This is a genomic window from Nitrospirota bacterium (assembly GCA_016180645.1).
Lineage (GTDB): Bacteria > JACPQY01 > JACPQY01 > JACPQY01 > JACPQY01 > JACPAV01.
Genome location: JACPAV010000020.1, coordinates 1 through 24747 on the forward strand (window position 1 = coordinate 1; position 24747 = coordinate 24747).

At 61.0% G+C, this 24747-nt stretch carries 15 protein-coding genes; 12 read left to right on the forward strand and 3 right to left on the reverse strand.

Going from position 1 to position 24747, the window contains the following annotated elements:
• From HYT87_12595 to dctP (HYT87_12615), 5 genes are all read left to right on the forward strand, one after another.
• A partial coding sequence (locus HYT87_12595) for a hypothetical protein (GenBank protein MBI2060600.1) occupies window positions 1-622 on the forward strand: 622 nt, incomplete at its 5' end.
• 253 nt (window positions 623-875) lie between these two features.
• A complete protein-coding gene (dctP, locus tag HYT87_12600) occupies window positions 876-1832 on the forward strand; it encodes a TRAP transporter substrate-binding protein DctP (GenBank protein ID MBI2060601.1) in 957 nt (318 codons plus the stop codon).
• A gap of 132 nt (window positions 1833-1964) precedes the next feature.
• Window positions 1965-3014: a TRAP transporter substrate-binding protein DctP gene (dctP, locus tag HYT87_12605; protein ID MBI2060602.1), complete on the forward strand. Its 1050-nt coding sequence runs from the start codon at window positions 1965-1967 to the stop codon at window positions 3012-3014.
• A gap of 68 nt (window positions 3015-3082) precedes the next feature.
• Window positions 3083-4105 carry a TRAP transporter substrate-binding protein DctP gene (dctP, locus tag HYT87_12610; protein MBI2060603.1) on the forward strand — a complete coding sequence of 341 codons (1023 nt, stop codon included), beginning with the start codon at window positions 3083-3085 and terminating at the stop codon, window positions 4103-4105.
• 41 nt (window positions 4106-4146) lie between these two features.
• Window positions 4147-5190, forward strand: coding sequence for a TRAP transporter substrate-binding protein DctP (gene dctP, locus HYT87_12615; protein MBI2060604.1), 1044 nt, complete (start codon window positions 4147-4149; stop codon window positions 5188-5190).
• Between the two features lie 460 nt (window positions 5191-5650).
• Here dctP (HYT87_12615) and HYT87_12620 read toward each other — a convergent pair whose 3' ends face one another.
• The 3 genes from HYT87_12620 to HYT87_12630 all read right to left on the reverse strand — a co-directional run bounded on the left by HYT87_12620 (window position 5651) and on the right by HYT87_12630 (window position 7187).
• Entirely contained in the window at window positions 5651-5869 is a 219-nt protein-coding gene (locus tag HYT87_12620; protein MBI2060605.1) for a helix-turn-helix transcriptional regulator, read from the reverse strand.
• Window positions 5870-5940: 71 nt separating this feature from the next.
• Window positions 5941-6120 carry a DUF1931 domain-containing protein gene (locus HYT87_12625; GenBank protein MBI2060606.1) on the reverse strand — a complete coding sequence of 60 codons (180 nt, stop codon included), beginning with the start codon at window positions 6118-6120 and terminating at the stop codon, window positions 5941-5943.
• 164 nt (window positions 6121-6284) lie between these two features.
• Window positions 6285-7187: a radical SAM protein gene (locus tag HYT87_12630; GenBank protein MBI2060607.1), complete on the reverse strand. Its 903-nt coding sequence runs from the start codon at window positions 7185-7187 to the stop codon at window positions 6285-6287.
• A 431-nt stretch (window positions 7188-7618) separates the two neighbouring features.
• Here HYT87_12630 and HYT87_12635 point away from each other — a divergent pair, with 431 nt between their 5' ends.
• The 7 genes from HYT87_12635 to HYT87_12665 all read left to right on the forward strand — a co-directional run bounded on the left by HYT87_12635 (window position 7619) and on the right by HYT87_12665 (window position 24728).
• On the forward strand, window positions 7619-10786 hold the full coding sequence (locus tag HYT87_12635) for a hypothetical protein (GenBank protein MBI2060608.1): 3168 nt from the start codon (window positions 7619-7621) through the stop codon (window positions 10784-10786).
• 77 nt (window positions 10787-10863) lie between these two features.
• Window positions 10864-14817: a hypothetical protein gene (locus tag HYT87_12640; GenBank protein MBI2060609.1), complete on the forward strand. Its 3954-nt coding sequence runs from the start codon at window positions 10864-10866 to the stop codon at window positions 14815-14817.
• Window positions 14818-14830: 13 nt separating this feature from the next.
• A complete protein-coding gene (locus HYT87_12645) occupies window positions 14831-17047 on the forward strand; it encodes a hypothetical protein (protein MBI2060610.1) in 2217 nt (738 codons plus the stop codon).
• A gap of 197 nt (window positions 17048-17244) precedes the next feature.
• Window positions 17245-18060, forward strand: coding sequence for an outer membrane lipoprotein-sorting protein (locus tag HYT87_12650; GenBank protein MBI2060611.1), 816 nt, complete (start codon window positions 17245-17247; stop codon window positions 18058-18060).
• Between the two features lie 69 nt (window positions 18061-18129).
• Window positions 18130-19551, forward strand: coding sequence for a hypothetical protein (locus HYT87_12655; GenBank protein MBI2060612.1), 1422 nt, complete (start codon window positions 18130-18132; stop codon window positions 19549-19551).
• 111 nt (window positions 19552-19662) lie between these two features.
• Complete coding sequence (locus HYT87_12660) at window positions 19663-22725, forward strand: MMPL family transporter (GenBank protein MBI2060613.1); 3063 nt, start codon at window positions 19663-19665, stop codon at window positions 22723-22725.
• Between the two features lie 11 nt (window positions 22726-22736).
• Window positions 22737-24728 (forward strand): tetratricopeptide repeat protein, encoded by a 1992-nt coding sequence (locus HYT87_12665; GenBank protein ID MBI2060614.1) that lies wholly within the window; start codon window positions 22737-22739, stop codon window positions 24726-24728.
• The last annotated feature ends 19 nt before the right edge of the window (window positions 24729-24747 follow it).

The window sequence follows — 24747 nt, forward strand, 5'->3', positions numbered from 1 at the left end:
CGAAGACGAGGATCCCGCCAGGGCCAAGACTCTCTACTGGCGTGGGAAGGAATTCGGCTGGCGTTCGCTCATGGAGAACAAGTGCTTCAAGAAGCGCTTTGATGCAAAGCCCGCCAACCCGGACTGGTACGATCTCGCCCAATGCTTCACGAAAAAGCAGGAGGCTCAGTATCTCGTATGGACCGCGGCGGCGTGGGGTGGCTGGCTCAAGCTCAGCATGCAGGAGGAGGACGCAAGCTTCGAGATCTTCTTCGACGCCGTGCCCGTCCGGGAGTTCATGGACCGGGCGAGGGTGCTGGATGAGAACTACTACTACGGCATGCCGCTCCTGTTCTTCGGAATCCTGTACACGCAGATGCCGCCCATGGCCGGAGGCGGCAGGGACAAGGCAGAGGAAACCTTTCAAAAGGCCTTCCGTGTTTCAGACGGCAGGTTCCTGCTGGCGAAAGTCATGTACGCCCGATTTCTCCTCGTCGCCATCAAGGATCGGGAGGCCTTCACCAAGACGCTGAAGGAAGTCATCGAAGCGCCCGACGATCTCCTGCCGGAGGCGCGCTTGGCCAACGCGATCGCCAAGAGAAAAGCGACGTTCTTTCTTTCAAGGATGAACGAGCTTTTCTGACCATGCTCGGCGCGGTCACAATTTGAGCTTTTTCCCCGACCCTTCTCTTCGTAGCGTCCGGTTTCATACCGGACGAATTATCGCCCGATGTAAAATCGGGCGCTACCAGGGATGGTTGCCAAGAAAACGCTATTTTCGCCCCCGTGCTTGGTATCTCCTCCTCGTTCTTCTCTTACCGCATCGGGAGGCGGTGCCTGCCGGCGCCTCGCGTGACGAAGGAGTTGTGCTCCGGGAACGACCTCTTGCCCTTCGATTGGCAACCGTTCCCCCCGAAGACACCAGCTACGGGATCGCCATCCGAAGGACCGCCAAGCGTATCGAGGAACGGTCAAAGGGGCGACTCAAGATCAAGCACTATGCCGGTGCTGTGCTTGGAGATGAACCGCCCGTGGCCAAGATGGTCCAAGATGGTGAAATCGAGGCGGGAGGACTTACGGGGCTCGGCTTGGGAAAGATTTCTCCGGAGATCCGCATTCTGGAACTCCCCCTGCTGTTTGAGACGTACCAGGAGCAGGACTACATCATGCAGCGCTATTTCGCCCACTTTGCTGATGGAATGGAGAAACAGGGGGTCAAGCTCCTTTCCCTGATAAGCTACGGCAGGATCAACCTTTGGAGCAACGTTCCCATCCATACAATTGAAGATGCACTGAGCATGAAACTGTGGCTCTGGAAAGGCGATGTGCTTGCCGAAGCGATCACAGCGTCCTTGGGCGGGCGCAAGGAGAACGTGGTGCCGCTGGAGATCACGGAGGTCCCGGCTGCCCTGCATGATGGCCGGGTGAATCTCATCTACAACTTCGCGGCAGGGCTGATCATCTTGGGTTGGTACCCCTATGTGACCCATGTGATCACAGACACGCTAAGCCGGGCGGTGTCGGGCTTTGTGGTGAACCTGAAGGCGTGGAACTCCTTCCCGGCGGATCTTCAGGAAATATGCCGCGATGAGCTACGAAACACGATGGAGACACTCGGAACGTGGATAAGTCGCGACGACCGCACTGCCTACATAGCCTTGGTGAAGCGTGGAATCCAGGGGACGGAAATGAACGAAAAGGAAAAGGAGAAATTCAGAACGAAGATGCGCGAAGTGCGGTTTTCGCTGGTGGGAAAGCTCTATTCACGAGAACTCCTCGACAGTATCCTGGCGGACCTGGAGTCTTTTCGCGCGGCGGAACGACAGAAGGACGCTGCTCCCGGGAAGTATTGATCGTTGCGTAGTCAATGCCGCGTTCACCCTTCGACGAGCTCAGGGCGAACGGCTTTTTCCGCTCGTGGTGAGCTTGTCGAACCATGAGCGGGGTGGGCCCACAGGCGGCCTTATCCAGGCAAGGATCAGGGCGTGACTTACATGGCGATTTCGCTCACCGCGACACTACTCGCGGTCCTGTTGCAGGCAGCTAGCGCGACTGCACCGACCATTGAGCCTCAGCCCGCCCCGGAATACCTCCTGCGCGCGGCTACCCTAGCCCCGGAGGGGTATGTTTGGGTCAAGTACGTTCGCCAACTGTACAATGAGGTTACCCGGCGGACGGACGGCAAGGTCCGGCTGGACTTATACACCGGTGGTTCCACCGGCGACGAGCCGGAAATCGTCGAGCAGATGAGGACCGGTGATCTGGAGGGAGCGGGGATGACCATCAACGGAGCGCATCGTATCGACCCGGCGTTCAGCGTCCTATCCCTACCCTTCCTGTTTGACTCGGCACAGGAGTGGCTCTACGTGGCCGAGCGCATGCTCGAATACTTCAGGCCACGGGCATGGAGGGCAGGATACTACTTGACTTCAATCCTCATACAGGGAGGTCCCACCCAGTGGTATTCCACCCAGCCCCCGATGCCGCTATCCGATCTCATGGAGAAAGCCACATGCTGGGCTTGGGCGGGGGGTGAGCCGACCATGAGGGCGCAGTACGACGCCTGGGGCGCGAAACATGTTTTCGAGACCGGTGCTCTGGAAGTCGCGGAGGCACTCGACAAGGGGAAAATATCCCTTTTCCGTACCTCCGGGCTTGCCATGGTCGCATTCCAGTGGTTTCCATACGTGAAAACTGTCTACATGGTGAACGTCCTCTACGAACCAGGGGTGATCGTCATCACGCGGAAGGCATGGGAGAAGCTGCCACAGGAGTTCCAAAAAGTGATCCAAGACGTCACCCGAGAGCACATGCCGCGACTCAACAAGCGCGCCTTGCACGACGACGAAGTGGCCCTGCTGGGCATGACCAAGCGATACGTGGACATCGTTCATCCCAAGCCGGAGGAGATGGCGTGGCTGAAGGAGAAGAGCATGGCCGTGTGGAAGAAGCTGGAGGGGAAGATGTTCCCGCCGGAACTGCTTTCAAAAGTGATCGAGCTGAGGGACGAATACCGCCGCCTGAAGAATCCGTGATCGCGCAGGAGACCCGCCGGGCAGACACAAACGCTTCCCGTGCAGCTTCGAGGACACGGGCCACTCGCATGACAGCCGCGGTTCTCCTGGCTTTCGCGCTGGGCACATCGGTTGCGCTCGCCGAACCGCCCGTGGGCCGGACCTACGTTATCCGTACCGCGAGTCTTGCGCCTGAAGGGTACGTTTGGACAAAGTACGTTCGCCGTACGTTCGAAGCAATCACCGCGAGAACGGGTGGTCAGGTCCGGTTGGAGTTGCATGCTGGAGGGGTGATGGGTGATGAACCGGAGATGATCCAAAAGCTTGAGGCGGGTGAAATAGACGCGGTGGGTGTGACGTTCAACGGCGCGAACCGCATGGACCCCGCACTAGCGGTACTGGGTTTGCCTTTCCTATTCGATTCGGACTCGGAGTACTCGTACGTAGCAAACAGTCTCCTCCAGTTCTTCCATCAGCGTCTGCTCAAGCAGGGCTACTACATGCTGGCGTTGATTTTCCAAGGTGGAGGAGCACAACTGTTTTCAACCCAACCTCCTACCAGTCTTCGGGAACTCGTATCTACGGGGGTATTCTGGACGTGGAAGGGTGACAGAACACTTGAGGTATGGTTTGAGGCCATGAGAGTGACAAAAACCGTACAGTCAGAAGTACCAGAAGCTCTGGCCCTACTTCAGGACGGACGTGTAAGCGTTTTTTCGACCACTGCGATACCGATGGTCGCCTTGGGATGGTTTCCTTACGTCCGCACAGTGTACATGGTCGATGCGGCCTATCTGATGGGCGTGGTCGTGATCACGCGGCGTGTGTGGGATCGTCTTTCGGCCGACTTGAGACGTGTCATGGATGAAGAGTGGGAAAAGGCGGTGCCCGGTTTCAACAAAGCGATTCTCCGAGACGAAGAGATCGCCCTACTTGGCATGTTGAAGCGGAAGGTAACCATCGTCCACCCGATGCCGGAAGAGATGACTTGGCTCAAAGAGCGGAGCCTGACCATGTGGAAGAAACTTGAGGGTACGTTCTTCCCGCCGGAACTGCTCGATCGGGTCCTTCAACTGCGGGACGAATATCGCAGGCTGAATCCGAAACCATGAGATTTGACGGATTCCGAACCGTCGTGCGTCGGATTTCGTGGGTGGCTGTGGCCGCAGCTCTTTCCACATGGGCGCCGGAGGCAACAAGCCAAGGGATGCCCTCGATGAAAATGGGCGGATCCCATTCCGAAAAGGGAGCGTACGTCCTTCATGTAGGCACGGTTGCGCCCGAAGGCGTGATGTACCACAAGTACGTGATGAGGGCGCTGAGGGAGAGCGAAGAGCGCTCGGCTGGTAGGTTGAGGTTCGTTATGCACGCGGGGGGCTCTGCGGGTGACGAACCGGAGGTCGCGAAAAAGATCCTCGACGGAAGACTGGACGGCGGCGGAATCTCGATCAACGGCGCGCAGAGACTGGAGCCGGAGACGATGATTCTCACGCTTCCCTTCTTCTACGAGTCCGAAGAGGAGTACGAGTACGTGCGGGACAGGCTGCTCCCATATCTCACGGAACGGCTCAATGCCCGCGGGGTCGTACTTCTCGGTTTCATCGAGCGTGGGGGGCCGATCCAGCTTTTTTCAACACAGGAGCACGGGTCTGTGCGGGAGCTGATTGAGAACGCTTCGTGGTGGTCGTGGCAAGGTGATCAGTCCATGCCACTCTTCTTTAGCGGCGTGGGTGCCGGTGCTATCGTCCCGACCGACCTGGACGGCCTCACCCAGGGTTTAAGAAAAGGAAGCATAACTGCATTCAGGACCGCGGTTGCAGATACTGTGATTCTCGGCTGGTATCCATGGGTGAAGGCTATCTACAAGTTCGACTTGGCCCAGGAGTTCGGGATTGTGGTTATGAACCGCCGTTCCTTTGAGAGATTGCCCGCCGACTTGCAAGGTGTCATACGGCGGGTCTATGAGGAGCTGCTGCCGGACATCAACAAGAAGATCCGACGCGACGAGGAGATCGCCATGGTTGGGCTCTACAAGCGCGGGGTGAAGGTCATCCATCCTTCCAAGGAGGACCGCAACTGGCTCTCCCGAAACAAGGAGGCCATCTGGGATGCCTATCAGAAGGAGTTCTTTCCGCGGGGGTTGCTGGACCGGGTGATCGCCTTGCGGGAGGAGTACCGCCGTTCAAAGATCGAATAACGCCTACCGGAGAATTCTCCGCAGATTGCTCAGTGTCCATATGTTCTGGACCGGTCTCGGCGAGGCGGGACAGAGTCAACGATCAGGAACGAAGGCGAGGACGCCGCTCGCGCGCTTGTTTTCCTTTTGAAGCTTCGATCAGACTTGGGGGTGCGAATCTTGACGAAGCCCTCGAAGTTCACGCTCGACAGCTTGCATGGGTGAACTCCTCTCCATCACCACACAACGTACTCATCTCCTTCGATGAGGACCTTTCGGGTTGAGGGGTTCCGAAGAACGTCAACGCGAACGGCGTTGGCACACTGGGAGTGATGCGCTCGTCACCAGGAGAGACTCACCTCCGAATTGAGAGAAGCTGATACTTCACTCCAGTTTGCCATTCGTACGGCCATCAGCCGGTAACTGGGGCAAGGACGGGGAACGAAGGGGCAGGAAATCGCTGTCCGGAGTGGATCAGGAATCAGAACGGGATAAGCTCACGCACCTTGCAGCGGAGAATGCTCGCAAGGCGGCTGAGAACCTCGATCGAAGGTCCTCGGCCACCTCGCTCGAGTAAGCCCAAGTAGTTGGGGGTAAGTCCGGCGGCAGCAGCTAGGCGTTCTTGGGTCAGGCCCGCACGCTTGCGATATTTTCGGATGGCATTGCCAATCTGGCTTCGATGATCCTGAGAGTGTTCCATCATGCTTCGGAAACAGGACGGGGCGCCCGGCGCGAGGGTACGGGGGAGCGGCCAGGCGCCCCTGTGTGGGCTTACAGATCTTGTGGCTTGAGTGTCTTGCGACCGTTGGCCTTGGCGCGCGCGCAGGCCGATGCGATGAGAGACCGAGTCTTGCCGTCGAGCGCCGGGTAGAAATCCGACGAGACGTTGCACCCCTTGGCGGCGTCCTTGGTACGGCTCTTGGAGACGATGAGTTCTTTGGTCTTGGCCATGTTCCCTCCTGTCAGTTGGTTGTTTGAGTCAGCTTCGGGTTAGCAAAGTGGTGCCGCGTTGTCAATCGTGTCGAGAGACGCAGGACGGATGTGCCGATTCTTGCGGGGCTGGATGGGAAACCCCGGTGCGAGGAATTACTGGTTGGCGAGGGCTGTACGGGCGATCAGAACGGCAGATTGAGACCGCCGGTCTTCGGCTTGAGTCCCTTCCGCCTGGCTTCCTGCTCATAGGGGAAGGGACAGCCGCACTTGTCGCAGTCCACCTCCGAACCCAGCACGCAGGGCAGCTTCCGATTGAGCTTCAGATCCAGGGTGAGGGTGCGCCGGGGCATGTTGCACTTCGGCGTGATTTCCTTCGCCGTCTCACTCTTCATCAGCTCCAGCACGACCTCGGAGTTGAGAAGCAAGTCGGGATGTTTTTTCTTGACGGAGACCAGGCGGTCGATGAATCGATCCCTTTCCTCCCACGAGAAATCGAGGACGTTCTTCTGGGTCTCGGTGTGTTTGTAGCCCCTGACCGTCTCATACTGCCGGAGCGGCGTGAAGAGCAGGACAAGAAACGAGACGGACGCCGGCTTCTCGATCCGGCGAAGGTCCTCGACCATGGTCTCCAGGCAACCTTCATTCATGCGGTGGAAGGTGGCCTGAAACACCACGTGGTCGATCGGGCTTTCGCCGAGGTTCTTCATCGTCTTGTCGTAACTGCCCCGACCCCGCACCTGATCGTGAATCCCGCGAGTGCCGTCCAACGAGACAAAAGGGATCAGCCCGGGGAGTTTCGGTATCGGCAGGGTCCCGTTCGTGAAAAGCTGGTTCATCTGGAAGAGTTTCGCCCCCCGCTCCAGAATCTGCGGCCGGTAGGTCGGCTCACCCCCACACCATCCCATACTCACGATCTTGTGCCGCTCCTGGAGGATCTTCATCCCCGCCAGGAACTCTTCCGTGTCGATCTCCTCGGACTCATGCTCCTCCCGATAATAGAAGCAGTGCTTGCACCGAAGATTGCAGCGATCGGTAACATCGACGATGGCGGAGTGGTGTTCCGCGCCGGTCAGATTCTCATACATGGAACCCCCTCTGGCATGATTTTTCTGATTCCATACCATCGAGCGGCTGTGGTCAAGTGGCTAAGCCGGGCGAGGTAGTCCTCCCGGTCCTGGAGATCATGGAGTGCTCATTGTGTTTTCTTCTTGATTCCATGGGACCACACGCAGGATCACAGGCCAGGCCGTAGCCGGCGGATTGTCGTGCACGGTCTGCTTATTGGAACCTGATTTCCGCGCCGGCATGGCCGTAATTCCGCGCGCCCGGCTTCCGGGTTCGACAAATCGGATCGACCTGCTTCGCCTCTCCGGCGAGAAACATACCCCAATGTGCCAGCACAGTGCGTGAATATCTCAGCAGGATTTAGTCATCCAATCCGAAGGTTCAACAAGAAGTTGTTTTATCACCCAAACCACCTTGACATGATTTCGGCGCCGTGCTATTTGCCCCGCCCATGAAATTCTTTGACGCAGTGCGTCAGGCGAGAGTTCAACGAAAAATGGGCCGGAGCGACCTCGCCGAGAAGGTCGGGATCAGCCGGATCTCCATGGGAAGCAGCACTCTCCCGCCTGCGGGTATCGTATCCCCTACCGTGGCAGTCCGTGGGACTGGGCGTTTCTTATTCCGCGTTGTCCTGGGCGCGCTGTTCGCCGGCTGTACGGCCGAAAGACGATCGGACCAGGAGGCGGTTGCTCAGGCGAGGGAGATCATCGTGGACGTCCCTTTGACGCCGGAGGCAGCCGCGGCGATGGTGGGCATAGGGGAGGAGGCGATTTCAGCGGGAGTACGTCTGGGGCGACGTGGGATTTCACAGGAGGTAGTACGGGGGGGCATTCGGGCGGAGGAGACGCAACTGATTGCCTCCGGGATCCGCGGCGGCATCCGTGCGGGCGTGAGGGGCGGAATTCGGGCCGGGTCTCAGACTGGGGTTCGCGGTGGTGCTCAGGAAGGCGTGAGGCTTTCGCCGGGTCGACAGGGATCCGGAGCGCCTGACCTCTCATACGAGTTTCGAGTGACCCTCCCTGCCGGGCTCGATGCTCAGCGGCCGGATCTGTTTGTGGACATTGCTCTCACGGGCGCGCCATCAAGGCCTTTGGTGTCGATGGTGGCTGGGGGTGCAGTGAACGTCGCGACGGGAGGGCAGGTGCAGGTCAACGAACTCGAGTTGGGCACGGGGGCGACCCTCCTGCCGGACCAGGACGGGGATGGTGTCGCGAGCCTCATTGAGGTCGCTGTTTCGATCGTGCTGGTAACGGATATTCGGCCCGATGATCCCGATTCCGTCCCAACGCAGGAACTTGTTCAGAAGGCCTTTCTTCGGATGCAGGAGCGATTGAATGCGCTGCTCAAGGATCAGGGGTTTAACGGGCTCGTGGTGGTGATCGTGGATCTGGCGGCGCCGGACACGAGTGTGAGTGCGGACGTGGCAAAGAACGGGGGCTTCACGAAGAGTACGAGAATCGTCTTTTCGCTGGGATGCACGGAACCCGGCTGCCGGTTTAGCTGCGAGCTCGATGGCGCGGCGGCTGAGCCCTGCGAATCGCCCTATTCAACGGAGGCAGGCGAGGGAAGGCACGAACTGAGGGTAAGGGCTTCGGATGCGCTGGGAAATGCGGACCGCACACCGGCGGTTTTCGTTTGGACCGTCATCACCAAGGGCGCCGCGACGGTGCCGGAGGATGTTCCGGCGCCGGTATCGAATGCGGCGGCCGCGACAGTCAAGTTCGGCTGCGGCGCGGGTTCGGGATGCGCGTTCCGGTGTGAGCTCGACGGGAAGCCGTTTCCCGCGCCTCAGGGTGCGTGCAGTTCACCCCTTGTGCTGAGCGGTCTTGGAGAGGGAGAGCATTTGCTCAAGATTGTGGCAACGGACGCGGCCGGCAACACGGAACCTCAGCCGACGGTGATTGCATGGACGGTAGATACGAAGGCGCCGGACACGCTGGTGAAGTCAAAACCGGCGGCACTCACGAGCAAGGTTGTTGCCGTGTTCGAATTCTCGTCCGACGATGTGGCGGCATCCTTCTCCTGTTCGGTGGACGGCGGAGTCTCCCAAGCGTGCTCGTCCCCGTTCTCGGCGAGCGTGAGCGAAGGTAGGCATGTCTTGCAGGTAGTTGCGACGGACAAGGCGGGAAACGTGGATCCGACTCCCGCTACGGCGGCCTGGGAGTTGGATACGACGGCCCCATCCTTCGCGGGACTGAGTGGATCTCAAGTGGTCTCAGTAAACCAGGTGACACTTTCATGGAGCGCAGCGACGGACAAGGTGACTCCGGCGCAGAAGATCGTCTACGAGATCTGCCAGAGCACGGTGGCGCAGAGTTGTGTGGGAAACTTCGTGGGGGCCGTCGCCGTGCCGGCAGGATCGACATCCTATTCGATGGGCGGGCTTTCGCCGGCCACCAGGTACTACCTTGTAGTGCGAGCGGTGGATGAGGCGGGGAATCGGGAGTCCAACCTGATTGAGAAGAGCGCCGCGACAGTGCTGGATGGGAGGGTGTCCGGCAGCGCACAACATTCGTGTGCGGTAACGGGCGGAGGACTCGTGAAGTGCTGGGGAAGGGGCAATAGCGGCGAATTGGGAGACGGCGTGACGTCGGGCCCGGTTACGTGCGGTGGGTCGTTCTATGCAAATCCGACGCCCGTTACGGTGAACGGGCTTTCGGGAGTTGTGCGTGTTGTGGGTGGCGGAGCCTTCAGTTGTGGGTTGTCGAGTGGAGGGAGCCTACGATGCTGGGGTGGAAATTTCTACGGTCAGCATGGGGATGGCAGCCGAACGACGAAGTCAGTACCTGCCGGTAGTGATGGTGTGCAGGGGTTGAGTGACGTATCCGTGGGTGCAGGAGGATATCACGCCTGCGGAATGTTTTCGGGTGGGGTGGTCAAGTGCTGGGGAGGGAACGGCTACGGCCAACTGGGGGGCGGCGGAACAAGCGGTCCGAATGACTGCGAGGGACAGGCATGCAGCACCACGCCTGCGGCCGTGGTGGGCATCGGTGCCGCGGTTGGTGTGGTTGCGGGGGACCTCTTCGCATGTGCCTTGGAAGGGGACGGCGGTGTGAAGTGCTGGGGTGAAAATTCGATGGGTCAGCTCGGTGACGGTACCGTGGCTGGAAGAGGAACGCCGATGACCGTTCCGGGCGTGACGCCTGCCCGCAGGCTCTTTGCTGGATCCACGCAAGCGTGTGCTCTCATGACCGATGGGAACTACAAGTGCTGGGGCTCCAATGCGTACGGAGAATTGGGTACGGGAGGCACCGGCCCGGATACGTGTGGTTCTACGCCGTGCAGCAGGACTCCTGTGACGTCGGTCAATCTCGCCGGCGCCGTTTTGCCCGCCCTGGGAGCAGGGCACACTTGTGGGCTGTTCGGAGGTGGTGTTGTGAAATGCTGGGGACAAGGCGGGTTGGGCCAACTCGGAAACGGCGGGACAAGCGACAGCACTGCGCCCGTGACCGTGGGCGGACTTGCCGGGGTCGTTGGGATTGCCGCGGGCTGGAATCACACCTGTGCTCTGCGGTCGGATGGGAAGATTCTCTGTTGGGGGGCGAACACATGCGGCCAGCTTGGGGACGGGACCACCGTGGACGGAAGCGTGCCGACGGCGGTCCTGAACTTCCCTTGAGGTGCGTGGTGGCGGTTGGTTCCAGCATGCTGAGGCACTCGCCAAGATCGTCAGCCTCACGCCGGGGAGGACGCGGAATGGAACATGGCCTGCCGGGTGGTTTGCCGGCCATCCTGGCTTGGTTCCTTCTTGTGGCGCCAGGAGTCCTGTTCGGGGTGTCTTGCGAGGGCGGTGGCTTGAGAACGGTGGAGAAGAGGGGACTCTTCACCTTCGAGCCGGCGCCGGGCAGCTACACGTTCACGGAGATCGCAGCGCTTGGCGGCGTGCGCGTTTCGGGGGAAAAGACGAAGAGGATCTTCTACAGATTTTCGACGGCGCCCGTTGTGGGTGACCTGCGGACGAGCGTCATGAAGAACGGTGACCAGATACCGGCGGTGGCGTTCCCGGGGAATGGTTCAGCTCCCACCCTGGAGGCGGTGCTGTATGTTGCCGCCGAATTGGAGAGCGGCGATGTTTCCGAGGTTGTGCGGGTTGACTACAAGCTGGATCTTCCGCCCCATATCTTCTTCGATCCGCCTGTTGGAACGTATGCCGGGGCCGTCAAGGGCAGCGTCAAATGCAACGAAGGCTGTTCGCTGGTCGTTGGGAGGACGGCGGAAGGAGCAGACCGGCAGGAAACGCTGGGGAATGATTCGATGGAGTTCGACCTGGACAAGAACACGGAGGTCGTGGTGGTAGCCAAGGATTCGGCGAACCAGGTGAGACAGGTTACGGTGCACTACACCATCGGCGCGGAGATCCTGCTTACCATTGAGTCGGGGTCCTGTTCGGAAGCAGGCAGGGAGGCCGCGGAGAGCTTGATTGAGCTCAGATGCAAGACGTTTCCCGCGCGGCTCACGTTCACGAGCAACGCGGGTAAGCTGGAATTTTCGCTGGATGGGCAGACGTTTGCGCCGGTGAGCGGCGAGGTCGCCGTGGGAGAGGCGGGGGTTGTTCTGGTGCGCGCATCATCCGGCGCGGCCACGCGGACGTTCCAACTGGTTCTGGGGCAGGAGGGCGACTCGAAGATCTTCCTCTCTCCGAAACCGGGGTCGTATCGGACGGGGTTCACGCTGCGGGTCCTTTCCATACCGCGGGGTGACGTTACGGTTACCATCGTGGGGAGGGGGTTTGAGAAGAAGCCGGTTACGTGCAAATCCTGCAGCTTTGAATTCAAGGAGGAGGGGACCTACAACCTGCTCGTCTCATACGGCGTCATGCAACAAACCGTGGTCTACGTGATCGACTCGAAGGCCCCGGTCGTGACGCTCATCCCCGAGCCGGGGAGTTACAGCGTGACGACGAGCAAGCAGGAGGTCCGCTTCGAGACGGACGAGACGGCGAAAGTGAATGTGGTTGCATGCCAGGACCGGGGGAAGTGCACGGAGTTCAAGGAGGTGAAGCGCATCGGTCTTCCCAGCGGAGCGTGGACGCTGCTCTATCACTCCGTCGACGGCGCGGACAACGTGAGCGCCCCGCTTCAGGCCGTCTACACGATCTCCCAATCGCGGACCGTTCTTCCGAATGAGTTGAAAATCGAGGCGACGCGGAACATTTCCGTGCAAGGCGGCTTCTTCCCGGTCCCGGTGAATCCGTCGACGAAAGTTCAGGCTTCCACGGCGTATCCGCCGTATCCGACCGTCGCCGTAACCCGGGCGGACATCAAGCGAGGCGTCATGTGTACCGAGGCCGGGCTGTTCGCGCCGAGCTTCACATCGACCTTGACCTGCACGGACATGGATGTCGGAGATGCGCCGCTCTTCGCTTCCGGCAATTCCGTCTACTACGGAAACCCGGATTCGACGGCGGGCGCTTCGATCGTGATCTCCTGGCCTCTGCCGATCGAGGAGGTTCGGGCTACGGAGCCGGGGAAGATACTCTTCCTCGACAACGCGGCAAGCGTGTGCATTTGCACGCCGCCGTACGATTGTGGGATCTCGTCGTCCGCGGACCTTGTCGCGATCGGCCAGAGCTTCGCGATGGTCAAGAGAACGGTATCGGGGTCCTCCACGAAGGAGAATACGAATATCGCCTGCCGCAAGCTGGCGTCAGGATCGAGGTTGATCGGAGCGATCTACGACCCCAACCCGGCGGCCCCGGCATCGACGGCAGCGGATCCTTTGCTGGACTTCGCGACGAACGTGGTGGTGGCGAATTCGAGCGGGGGCGCGTTCACGGTGTCCCCTTTCCCGAGCAAGAGCCCGCTGAACGGAACGCCGCTCTTTGGCGACGTGCGCCTGCCCTACACGGTGATCTTCTATAGGGACACATCCGGGCGGGCGCATGCCGTCGTGTGGCGCGAAATCGACAAGGAGTACCAGTTTGACGAGGTGATCCCCATCGACCCGGCCGGATTCGAAATGGTGGGAGACAAGCTCTTGGTGTGCGGCGGGCAGGGGGTCTATTTGGTTTCGGCGGGGATGAAGCAGTACGTCTACCTCGGGGAGACGGATATCGTCGGCTGCGGCATCAACTCGAACTTTTCTTTCATCGTGGTCGAGAAGGCGACGGGAGGCAACCCGAACAAGATCAAGGAACTGGACGTGCTGGCGCAGAATGCGACGCCGAGCGGCCGCGCCGTGTCTCTCCCGCAGAATGCTCATGCGAAGGTACTCACAGCGAAAGACTCGGTGATCGTCGGCCTCCTGGACACGGGCACGGGTCTGAGCGGGTTCACGGCGGACTTTGACGAGGGAACGGCGCGGGTGATGGGAAGCGCGGCGCTGATGAGGTCCAACTACACCTATCCCGACATCGATCCATCTGTTGGGACGGCGGGCTATACAGCGCCTGCATTCAAGTCGGGCCCGGGGGCCGTGCTGGCCATGGCGTCCACAAGCGGTGGGGATGCACCCGTGGTCATTGGATACCGGGATGTATGGTTCAATCTGCCCCTGCTTGTTGGGGGGAACAAAGGGATTTTTACAGGGGAGCGGATGACCAACACCGCTACAACTGGGAATCAGGCGACCGTTTCGGTTCCTTCGACGGCGGCGCAGTTGGCGGTCTACAAGGCGCCAACGACGTCACTGGCGGGGGACCGAGAGTACGAGGTCTGGGGTCCACCGGAGATGTATGGGGTGCCTGCACTTAGAAATCCGCTAAGTACGAATCCAGTTCCGAGTGCCGGCATCCAGTGTGACTTGCAGACTAACGCTGCCCTGCCGGCTATTCAGACGCCGTGCATCTACTTCGTGGGTCCGGACCCAACGACTTTAGGTACGGGATCAAGTCACAAAATGTTGTGGTCCATGGCGCCGAACGCGGGGACTGCCTATCGGTCAACTCTTTCGACGCGATGGGGACTCTACCTGTTCGACCCGGACGACATTCACGTCTTCGGGAACAATTTCGCCCAGGCTTCGGACTCCGCGACCGATGCGCCGGCCACCTACAAGAACCGCGCGTATCCGGGCGGAGCAGTGGATTCCGCGGCGGCCGGATCGTTGGCGGCTGCCGGCCAAACGGACGTCATCCTAAAGGTCGTGCAGGGCGGGGCGTCCAAGATCACCCTGTTGGATTTTTCGGGATCGAAGGAGCTGGGAGGCGTGGGGTCAAGCTCGTTCATGGACCTGTCCCAAGCCGTTGTCTCGGCCGGAAGCTGGGGAGACGTAGCCATGGACAACGCAGGAAAGGGTCTTGTCCTGTCGCCCACGAAGCAGATCCAGGTGACACGGGGCAGTTGTACCGCCCCGGTATGTCCGGCTGCCTTCTCGTTTCCCTACCTCTGGGTGCAGGAGGGCGGGGGCAGCGCGGTGGTGCTCAAACAATACGAGCTCTACAGCTTCACGCCGCCCGCGATGGCGTCTCCGGCCGGTGTCACGTTTTCATGGAAACCGGCGACGCCGATTATCTTCATACAAAGTGACGACTCGTCGCTGTCGATCGACGTAGGAACTTCGTTGAGCACTCTGAAGCCTCTCCCAAAGGAAGGGTTGTCGCTTGAGGCCGTTTCGACCCTCTTCTTCAAAATACCCGTAATAGGGGGGGCGCCGGTGAGTTCCGTCAAATTGCTGGTCCGGGAAATCGGCACTCCGGACAAGCTCGAGTAAGGGGGGCATGAACTTGAAAAGTAAAAAAGAAAAAGTAAAAAGGAAAAAGATTGCAGCAATGCTGGGGATGGCGGGCGGGATCGGCCTCCTCGGCTGTTCGCTCCTGGACGAACCGACAGCCGGCACGGCGGCGGAGAAGGGGATCGAGACCGGGGAGCTTCTTCAAAAGGGCGTGACGAAGGAAGGAGAAGGAGAGGATCGGTTTATCGGGCGGACGTTTGAATACGAGGTCAGGGGGCTGACCCGCACTGAAATCTCACTGCAGCCCGGGCAGAAGATCACGATCCTACCCAAGTATGAGGGGGATCCGCCGCGGCTGTTCGACCCGGACGCGCCGCGCCCGTTCGCCCCGAAAGGATCCCTCGTGTTCGGCTTTGACTTTGACGAGAGGGGACTGTTTCTTTATGACGACTGGCGAAAGTCCAAGGTCGAATTCGTGGTGTCCAGGGAGCTGGTCGGCAAGACGCTGTTTCTTTCGAACAACAATGGCGAGAAGCCTCTGAAGGCGGTGGTCGTGGTGGGCAAGACGGACGCGCCGGCGCCTTGGGCTCCCCGATGGACGATCTCGAGGTCGGTCAATCCGATCTTCAATTGGGATCCGGACCCGCAGTCCGTGAAGTACAATTTCCAAATCGATTCGTCGGGGCGTTTTTCTTCGTCGGAGCTGGTGGCCAGCTTCGACACGTTTCCGACGTCGGGTGGAAGCGAGTCTCCCCTACCGCTGCCACTTTTCAACCTGGGTGAGGTCGCGCGGGTCGTTCTCGGGGAAGGACAATATTACTGGAGGGTGGCCTCGCAGAGAAACCTCGGGCGGCCGCTGGCGCCGGAGTTTGAGTGGTCGGACTACTCCTCCCCCACGCCGTTTTCCGTTGAGTTGGGTCTTCCGCCGTTTGTGCTTTTGGAGAAGCCTCTGGAGCCTATCGCGGTGGGCCGCATACAGAAGATCCGGTTCTTCAGCAGCGCCGACGCCTCGGGGAACATTGTGAGAGTCAGCGTTGGCACGACCGAGTGCAACGACAGCAACTATGGTCGGAGCGTGGGTGACTGGAAGTTCATGGTGGACCGGCGGGAGACGCCGTACGGTCCCGTGGCGTACACCGATTTGTTTGAGCTTCAAGTGGACGAGGCTCCGAAGAAGTACACGATCACGATCGAGGTCGTTGACTCCTTCGATGTCCTTTTCCGTGACATCGCGACCGTACCCATCACGCTGAAGAGCCTCAAGAACCTCCTGCCACCGTCTCTCCAGAAGCTGGATCCGACGATTGACTTGGAGGGGCTGTTCAGTCTCCGGCGGGCGGTGATCCGGCTGAGCGAAGACACCTGTTCGGGAACCAGCGGGGAACCTCGTACGGAATTCTTCAACCCGGAAATCATTACGTCGGATGCATTGGATGCTTTCGATGCTCTGGCGACGGCCTGCCTGACTTCCATCACGGACGGTACGATCAAGTTGGCCAAGATCCTCGCGATGCCGCCCGAGGAGATTCCAACCAAACGAATGCCATTCGTGCGGTTCAAGCTGTCGACCGACCCGACAAAAACCGTGACGCAGGTGCTGACGGCGGTCTGCCAATCGCTCACGCAGACGGCGCAGGGTCTTGCCGGGATGCAGCAGGGCGGCGGTGGCGCGGGAGACGGGACACAGCCGCAGCTCGACTGCTCGGCCTTGCAGCAGCTCAATCCCCAGGTGATCGGCGCGGTCATCGGTCCTTTCCTCAAGTCCGGCCAGACGTTCCTGGATGCGCTGAAGAACGCCGTCAAGGTGGACCTGCTTGTGAATGGGGATGTGTTCAGCCCCAGAATCAAACTCGGGAATCTTGCGGATTTCGTCAAAGTGGATCTGGTGTTTCTGCCGGAAATCGCGTTCATCTTCAACATCGATGTTCCCATCATCGACTTCGAAAGCGTGATCCAAACCAAGATCAACGACGTGCTGGGATCGGCCCAGGTGGGATTGAGACAGGTCTTCAACGAATGCCTGCCGGGCCCGGTGTCGGACATACTCAACCAGTCGTTTACGAACCAGCTCGCCGCCGCCAGCGGGGTTCTTTTCCAGAACGCGCTGACGGGCCGAGCCGGCCTGGCGGGGGGCGGGCTGCCCACGGGCAAGCAGGTGGGAGTCAGACCGCCCGCGCCCGTGAATGCGCCGATGCTGTTTCCCATGAACCCGGCGAACCTGGCCGGGTGGCAGGCGTTTGCGGAGGGGAAAACGAGCAATGAGCAATGAGCAACGAGCAATGAGTAAAAGGAGGATCTATGCCGAGTGAGTTGCGAATGATCCCGCCACCTGAAACGGGCGCGCACCCGTCCTCCGCAGTAGCTGCTACGGAGGGGGAAGCGCCCCGTTCCCTGCCTGCCGCGACGCGTGCGCGTCCTGCGGCGCAGGCAGGCGGGTCGGTTTCAGGTGGTGGGATGATGTTGCGAATGTTGGCGGGTGCCTTGATCGCAGGCGCAGTGGGGGCCGCCACGCTCGGGCCGAGGACGTCACTATCCGAGGAGGAGGGCGCCGGCGGGGCGGGGACGCCGTCGGCGGCGGCATCGCCGACGGCCGAGGAAATCATGAAGAAGGTGGCGGGGAGACCGCGCCCGCGGACGTTTCTTTCATACATATCGATATTCACTCAGGAGTCCGCGGGTGGCAGGCCTCTTCTACAGAAGGGGTCGATCGCCGTGGATTCGAGCGGGGCCACGGGAGAGGACAAAACGAAAAACGACTACCGCATGGCCATGATCCTGAAGGATCCGCCGGATTTCGCCGGGAGCAAGGCGTACGACGAACGGAGGAACGGCGTCCGAACGCAGCTGATTTGTCCGCGGAGCATGCAGGGCCAGTGCCGGCCGGTGCCGTCGGGGTCTTCGCAGTTTTTCGGGACGGAGATTGAATGGGAGGACATCAACCAGGCCGATCCGGACCGGTTTCAGTACGAGATGGAGCGCGAAGAGACGGACCAGTGGATTATTCGCGGCAAGGTAAAGGCCGACCCTTCGATGGGGTACCTTATTCGCGTGGACAAGGCGGAGTACGACGTGCGTTCGATCCTGAAGTACAAGGACGGGAAACTTTTCAAGGAAGTACGGATGCAGGAACGCAAATCCATCACGGGGCTGGCCTACCCCATCCCGACGATTATCGACGTGGAGAACAAGCTTACCGGACGGACCAGCACGATGACCTTGGTGGACCCGAGGGCGGGCGTCAAGATACCGCCGGAGATGCTTCGGGTTCCAGGTCGCTCCTGATCTCGGTAGACGCAAGAAGGGATGAGCCGTGGCCGACACAAGGCTGGGCGCGGGCCGATGGAGAGTGCCATGAGGCGGCTCGGCATGGCATCGTGGGCGGTGGGGGTGCTTTTGGTTTGCGGGCATCTGGAAGTGTGGGCGGAAGACGAAGCGACGGCGCCGAGCGCGATCGAGAAGCAGACCGATCTCTCGGGGTTCGTGGAGTCGCGGACGAACTACGGCTACGGGGGCGCCGAACTGCCGATGGGCATGCGCTTCGGCGGGTACCTGGAGGGTGCAACGAGGCTGGAAAACAGCCTGCTGCGGCTGTCGGTATTGGGTCAATACGGGAATGCGTTTTCCGAGGATCGGAGAACGCAACGGCTCGATGCCGATGTGTGGTACGCGTACGCCCAGGTGTGGATGGGTGAGCACCAGCTGACAGCCGGCAGGCAAGTCCTGAACTGGGGAACGACGCAGGTGTCTCTGATCGATCAGGTCCATCCGGCCAACAGTCGGGAGACTCTCATCCCGGAGGACTTCGCCAAGGTGCCGCTTGAAATGGTGAGCTGGAGCTACGAGGGAATGGAAGCGTACGTATCGTTCTGGCGTCCGAGCTGGCAACCCCTCCTTTCCGAGAGCCAGGCGTTCGTGAAGAGCAAGGCGGCCTTCTCAACCAAGGATCTCCTCATCGACCTGAACGACTTCACCCGCTCTCCGGAGTTCCCGGTGCAGATGGGGTTCCGCGCGGATGTGGCGATTCCGTCCACAACCGTGCGCATCGCTCCATCGGCGCAGGTTCTGGTGGAGCGGATACCCGCATTCGAGTTGGAAAAGGGCCTCCAGGGCACCCCGGGCAAGGGGTTCGAGAAAATCGACAATATCGTGGAGGAAGACGTGGGCGAGTCGGTGGCGGCAACGGGAGAATTCCCGATCGTGATACGGCCCAAGCACTATTTCCTCCTGGGAAGCGGGTTCGAATACCAATTCTGGTACGACGAGAAGAATGATGGGTACAAGTACACGCTGCGGGGCGAAGCGGGATTCTTCTCGGGGCTCAGGCTTCCCGACGAGGATCTGAAACAGAACAGGCTCCAGATCGGTGCGGCGACGGTTGAGATCGCCCGGCGCTTCGGCGACTTCACCGTTATCGATGAGGCGATGTATGCGCGGCACTCGAAGGAGGTTGACCTGGTTGGATTGGACCGGACTACGTGGGCGAACCTCCTGGCCGTGCAATACACGCACGGCGACAACTGGTTCCCGCGCGTGGCGGCGATCTACGTCAACTCCGAAGGGTTCGCCCTGGTTCCGATGCTGGAATATGTGGTCCATCGGGGGGTCGACGCCGCACGGAAGGATTTTCACACAAAGCAAACGTCGATGAAGTTCCGCCTCGGGGCCGTCATGGTGGAGGGAGAGCCCATCCGGGGCCGCGGGGCGCAGGCGGAGATCTTTCCTCGTCTTCAGGCGTCCAACATGGTGTTCGCATGGGTCCGTTATGAGATGTGACCCCGCACCAATCCCGCGCCCAGGCCCTCGCTTGGGTACACGCGAGAGGCGTAGCCGCCTTTCGGCTCCGATCGTTGCCTCACGACAGACAGACGATAGGATAGGTGCTGGGTGAACGGCTGGCTGCCGCCTGTCGAGCGCCTGATGATCCCGGGGCTTGTCATTGCGGGGATGGTCTGCTCGATGCTGATTCGGGCGACTTGGGGCCGGAGGCCGCAGGCTGAACCCTCAAGAACGGGGGGGGCCTCCGGGAGGAATCGGGCGGGGAGAGCTTGGGCGGGGTTGGTCCTGAGGTACCGGTGGCCGATTATCGTGGGGTTCGGCCTGCTGAGCCTGCTCCCTCTATATGCCCGGCCGATCATCTACACCGACCCGATCGGAGAGTTTCCGAAAGACGACCCTCTTTACGTGCAGTACCGCAAGCAGGAACACTTGGGGACGGGCCGGCTGGCGGTGATCTCCCGGAGTTTCCGATGTCTGGACGAGCTATCGAGGATTCTTCCGCGTGACGTGGTTCTCCCGGCGGTGGAAGACACCAGTCCACTTGATCGCAAAGGTCTGTTCTTCATGCGCCCCGAGGACTTGGACACGCTCAAGGACTTGGCGGGAAACTACCCCATCGGGTCCGTTCTGAACGCCGGGTCCGCGGGGGAGCTCTACTACGAGTACGGGAACCTCCTCAGGGTCGCGGTCACCAAGGGAAAGGTGGCCATGAATCCCCGGGACGCCGATACGCGTCTGAATGCGCTGGACCGGTTTGTGGACGACACGGAGAGGATCCTGCTGAGCGGAGCGGCGCGAGCGAGCGATGTCCTGCCTGAGGCGAATCGTGATCTCCCGCGGAATCAAGGGAGGCAAAGGCCCCCTGCGCTCCGCTCCGGAGACGATGAATGGAAGAATCATGGGGCCTCGGCATCGCAGATGGCGATGAAGAAGGCGACGCAAGGACCGCATGACCCTTCTGATCGTCGTCCCCGGAGCGAAGCGGAGGGGGGGAACCCCGGCTGGGATCCCTTTCCGGTGGAGACGATGCTTCTTCCCGGCGATGCGGGGGCGTGGCTCGCAGGGAGGGGTTTTATTCTGCCCGTGACATGGGCATACGAGGGCCTCGAAGCCCAGGCGCGTGCGCCGGCATTCTATACCATGTACCTCAGGGTCACGGCGCCGCACACGGTGGACCCGAACGTGGGGCGGGAGGCCAAGGCGGCCATGCTTCCCCTGTTCAGGCAGGTCGCGAAACAGAAGGGATGTACGGTTGAGGTCACGGCCAACTTGGAGGACGGCCGTGCGGTCATCCGGGAAGAGCCGGATTTCGAGATTGGCGGCGTGTCGGTGGGAAGCGGTGAGATCTACGACTTGGTCCTGCGTGACCTGTGGAAGACGGGATTGGCGACCAGCCTGATTGTTCTCGTGGTGTTTACGCTGTTCCTCCGACGGTTCGCCGTCGGTCTTATTGCGATGGCCGTAACGACGATTCCGGTCCTCATTGCGTGGGGCTTAGGCGGACTCCTTCTGAAAGACATCACGGTGGTCGCCAGCCTGATCATGCCGCTCCTCATCGGACTCGGGGACGACATCTGTCTCCACATGGTGACGCGCCTCCGGAACCTGGATGGAGACGAGTTCAAGGAGGGCTTGGCGGACATCGTGGGACCGACGCTGTGGGCCGGCTCGGTATTTGCCGCCGCGGGGCTGGCTCTGAGCGCCGCGTACATCATGGGCCCGCAGCGTATGGGGGCCTTGGCGACCATTGGAATGGTCTGCACGACGGCTGCCGCCGTGATGCTTGCGCCGGCGCTGATGTCGGTGGTGCCGCTGAAGTACAGGCGGGATCGGGAGGGCTTGCTGAAAGCGTTTGCGGACGCGATCGCCGAACGCGTGCAGGTGGGGGCGACGGTGGTGCAGCGAAGGCCGCGGCTTGTCGTGACCCTGGTTGCGGGGCTGGTTGCAGTGTCGTGCGTGGTGGCGTTCGGGTACCCGGGCGTAAAGATGATATGGAACCCATACAAAGTACTGGCTGAGGTGCCGGGCAAGCGCTGGCTGCACAGGACTCAGGAGGCCACGGGCTATTGGCCGGTACCGACCGCGGTGTATCCATCGGATGGAGGGCCGAGCAAGGGGTCGATCCGAACGGATCGACTGGTCGGCAAGGTGGAATCGTTGGAGAGAGTCATGCCGGGGCTTGAAGCTCCGCGGGTGGTCGAAGAAGCGCGGGCGATCATGGTGAGGGAGGTCGAGAGGGGGAAAAGCGGCAGGGATCGGAAACTGGCCGAGGGGCTGAGAAGGTTCGATGAGGGGCTGGATGCTCTGGGAGAGATGATGGGCTTGAGCGGCCAGGTGTCGAGCTACTACCGCGTGAAGGAGCTACGGGAGAAGGTGCGCTCGCTGATCGCATACGCCATGGAAGACGACGCGGCGCGACGTGAGGCCCTGCGAGACCTGGATACTTGGGCCGCGGCCAGCGTGGCCGGTGGCCGTGACAAGCTGCTGCGCATGGAGACGACCCGGCCGCAGCCGGACGACCTGCCGTTTTTCGGAGAAGGGGGGCGGGAAAGGATGTGGGTGTACCCGCGGGAGGCGGTGGTCCACTTGGCCGATGAAAAGATCGAGGAATGGGTCCGGCACACGGACGCCATGGGTGAAACGATCGGCGCCGAGAAGATCATCCACCACTACATTCAAAGGATGAAGTCGAGTCTGGTGCTGTGCGTCGTCCTGGGGTTTGTCATGATCTTGCTTGCGAATCAGATGGCGGCTGGGTCGTGGAAGACGAACTTGATCATCCTGTCCCTTCCGTTGGCCGCGGCCGTGGTGACGGCGGCGGGCATGGCGGTGGTAGGGATTCCGTTCGATACCTCAAGCGTGTGGGCCTTCGCGCTGCTCCTTGGCATAGGGCTTGACGATGCCGTTCACGTGGTTCATGTCGGCCCGCGGGGATTGGTGCCGATACTTCCACCGATGTTGGTGACCACGCTGACGACGGTGGGAGCGGGTGTCACGTTGCTGTTCGCCGGGACTCCTGGGTTTCGCTCGTTCGGTTGGTTCTACATCTTCAGTCTCACGACGGTGTGGATCCTTTCAGTCTTTTTCCTGCCGTGCCTGCTCCAAGTGATGAAGCTGCGCACGGGCGAGGCCGTGGGCCCAGGCTCAGAACCTGTCCGGGGCTCTGGGTAAAGGAGATCGGGGTGGCTGGAGGAATCCTTCGACTCGGCCGGCCCGCGATGGGCGGGTTGGTATTGTTTGTCCTTACAGGCTGCGGCCCGACGCTCGTGACCGTGAGGGCAAAAGGACGGGTCGTGCTTGACCAGGGAGAACCTGTGGCGGCCGGGGCGCCGCTGATATGTGGATTCTACACGCGCAAAGGGGGCGCGCATGAGGTTCCCTATGATGAAAAGACAGCGCGGGTTCGGCCGGATGGCACATTTGCAATCGAGCACCAGCTTCCCGTTGACGAGACCGGGGGCGTGTTTGCCGGCGTGCATGTGAGGGGACAAGCCATCTTCATTGTGGACACGGACGCAGCGGCTGCCGTCAAGGATTGTCCGGAAGGCGATCGGGGACACGTGTGCGAACTCACGGTCGAAATCGCTGAGAGCTTGACCCCGGAAGCGGCCGCGGTGGCGAAAGCGCGGAGCGAAGGGGAAACGGCGGATCTATCCGGGTTGTGCGGTCTTCGTGAGGGGCTGAACGGGGTGGGACGGATCCCTGAGCTCAAGGAGGCGGAGCAGGAAGAAAAGGCCCGGCTGTCGGGTCGTATCGGTTCGAAGGTGGGGGCGGAGCAGGCGGAGGCGCGGCGCCTGATCGAAGCCGAACGAGAGCCGGAGGCGATTGAGCGGCTGGGCTCGCTGGCGACGATACCATGCGTGGACGATGCTCGACGGAAGGAGCTTCAGAAGGAGGTTGTGCGAGCGGAGGACAGTTTGGCGGTACGGCAGGCCAGGGCGGCCCTCGGCGCCAAGGCGGTCCCTGAGGCGATGGAGATAGTGGACGGCGTGCTGAAACGCAGTCCGAAGCATGTGGGTGCAATCGAAACCCGCGCGGAGGCGTTGGTCGCGCTGGAGAGGAAGGCGGAGGCGGTGCAGGAGATCGAGAAGGCGGTGGGGATTGAGCCGAAGAATCCGGCGCTCAGGCTACGGCTGGCGGACGTGCTCTCATCGATGGATCAGATGGAGGCGGCCGTGAAGCAGTACGAGGCCCACCTTGATCTGGCCCCTCAATCCGTCGAAGGATACGCGGGATTATCAAGAAGTTTGGGGAAACTCGGTCGTTGGAAAGAAGCGATGTACGCAGCCGGCAAGGCGTTCGATCTCGGGAAGGACCGGGCGGAGTATGCGCTTCTGGCGGGGGGATTCGCGCTGCAAGCCGGCGAGCCGGCAGTTGCAGAAGGTCGGTTTGCCGCGGTGCTCGATCTCATACCGGAGTCTTCCGAGGGAGTTGTGGGCGTGGCGACGGCACTGGAGAGGGAGGGGCGCGCGGAGGCGGCGTTGGAAGTGTACGAGAAGGCCGTGCGGGCCGGTTTTCTGGACGCTGCAGGATCGTTATCGGCGGGAAGGGCTCTAAGGCAGGGTGGGAGACTTCAGCCTGCAGTGCGCGCACTCGAGCGGGCCGTGGAGCTGTCTCCGGGGCAGACCGAGCCGGTCTGGCGGGTCGAGGCCACGATTCTACTCGGGCAGGCGCTTTCCGAGCAGGGGTATCTGGATGCGGCGGTCGAGCGTGTCGCGGGCGCGATACGGCGCGTCCCGACGGAGGCGAGGCTCTATGTCGTGCTTGGGGAGCTGCAGCTGAAACGGAAGCGGTACGGCGACGCTATCGCCGCGGGCCTCAAAGCCTATTCGCTGGACAAGAAGGAAGAGACTCGCCTCCTTCTCCTGCATGCTTCGGTGTTGAAGGCCTCCGGAGACCTGGCGACGAGGGGGTTCTCGGCCGAGGAGATTTCCGCGTTGGACCGGTTCCTGAGCGACGCGGTCGTGGTCGATCAAATCGCAAGGCTGACCGGGATGCTGGTGGAGACCTTTCGTGGCCTGACGCTTTATCGGCGTACAGCGCTCTTGGCGATCGCGCTGAAAAAGGATGCATCGAGAAGTTGGATTGAGCTGATGCCGGTGAGACCTCCGGAGAGCCTGGTGAAGAAGCTTCTTCGGATGGGACCCAAGAAGTTTGGAGTGTGGTCGGAATGAAGGAATGTGGTCATGTATT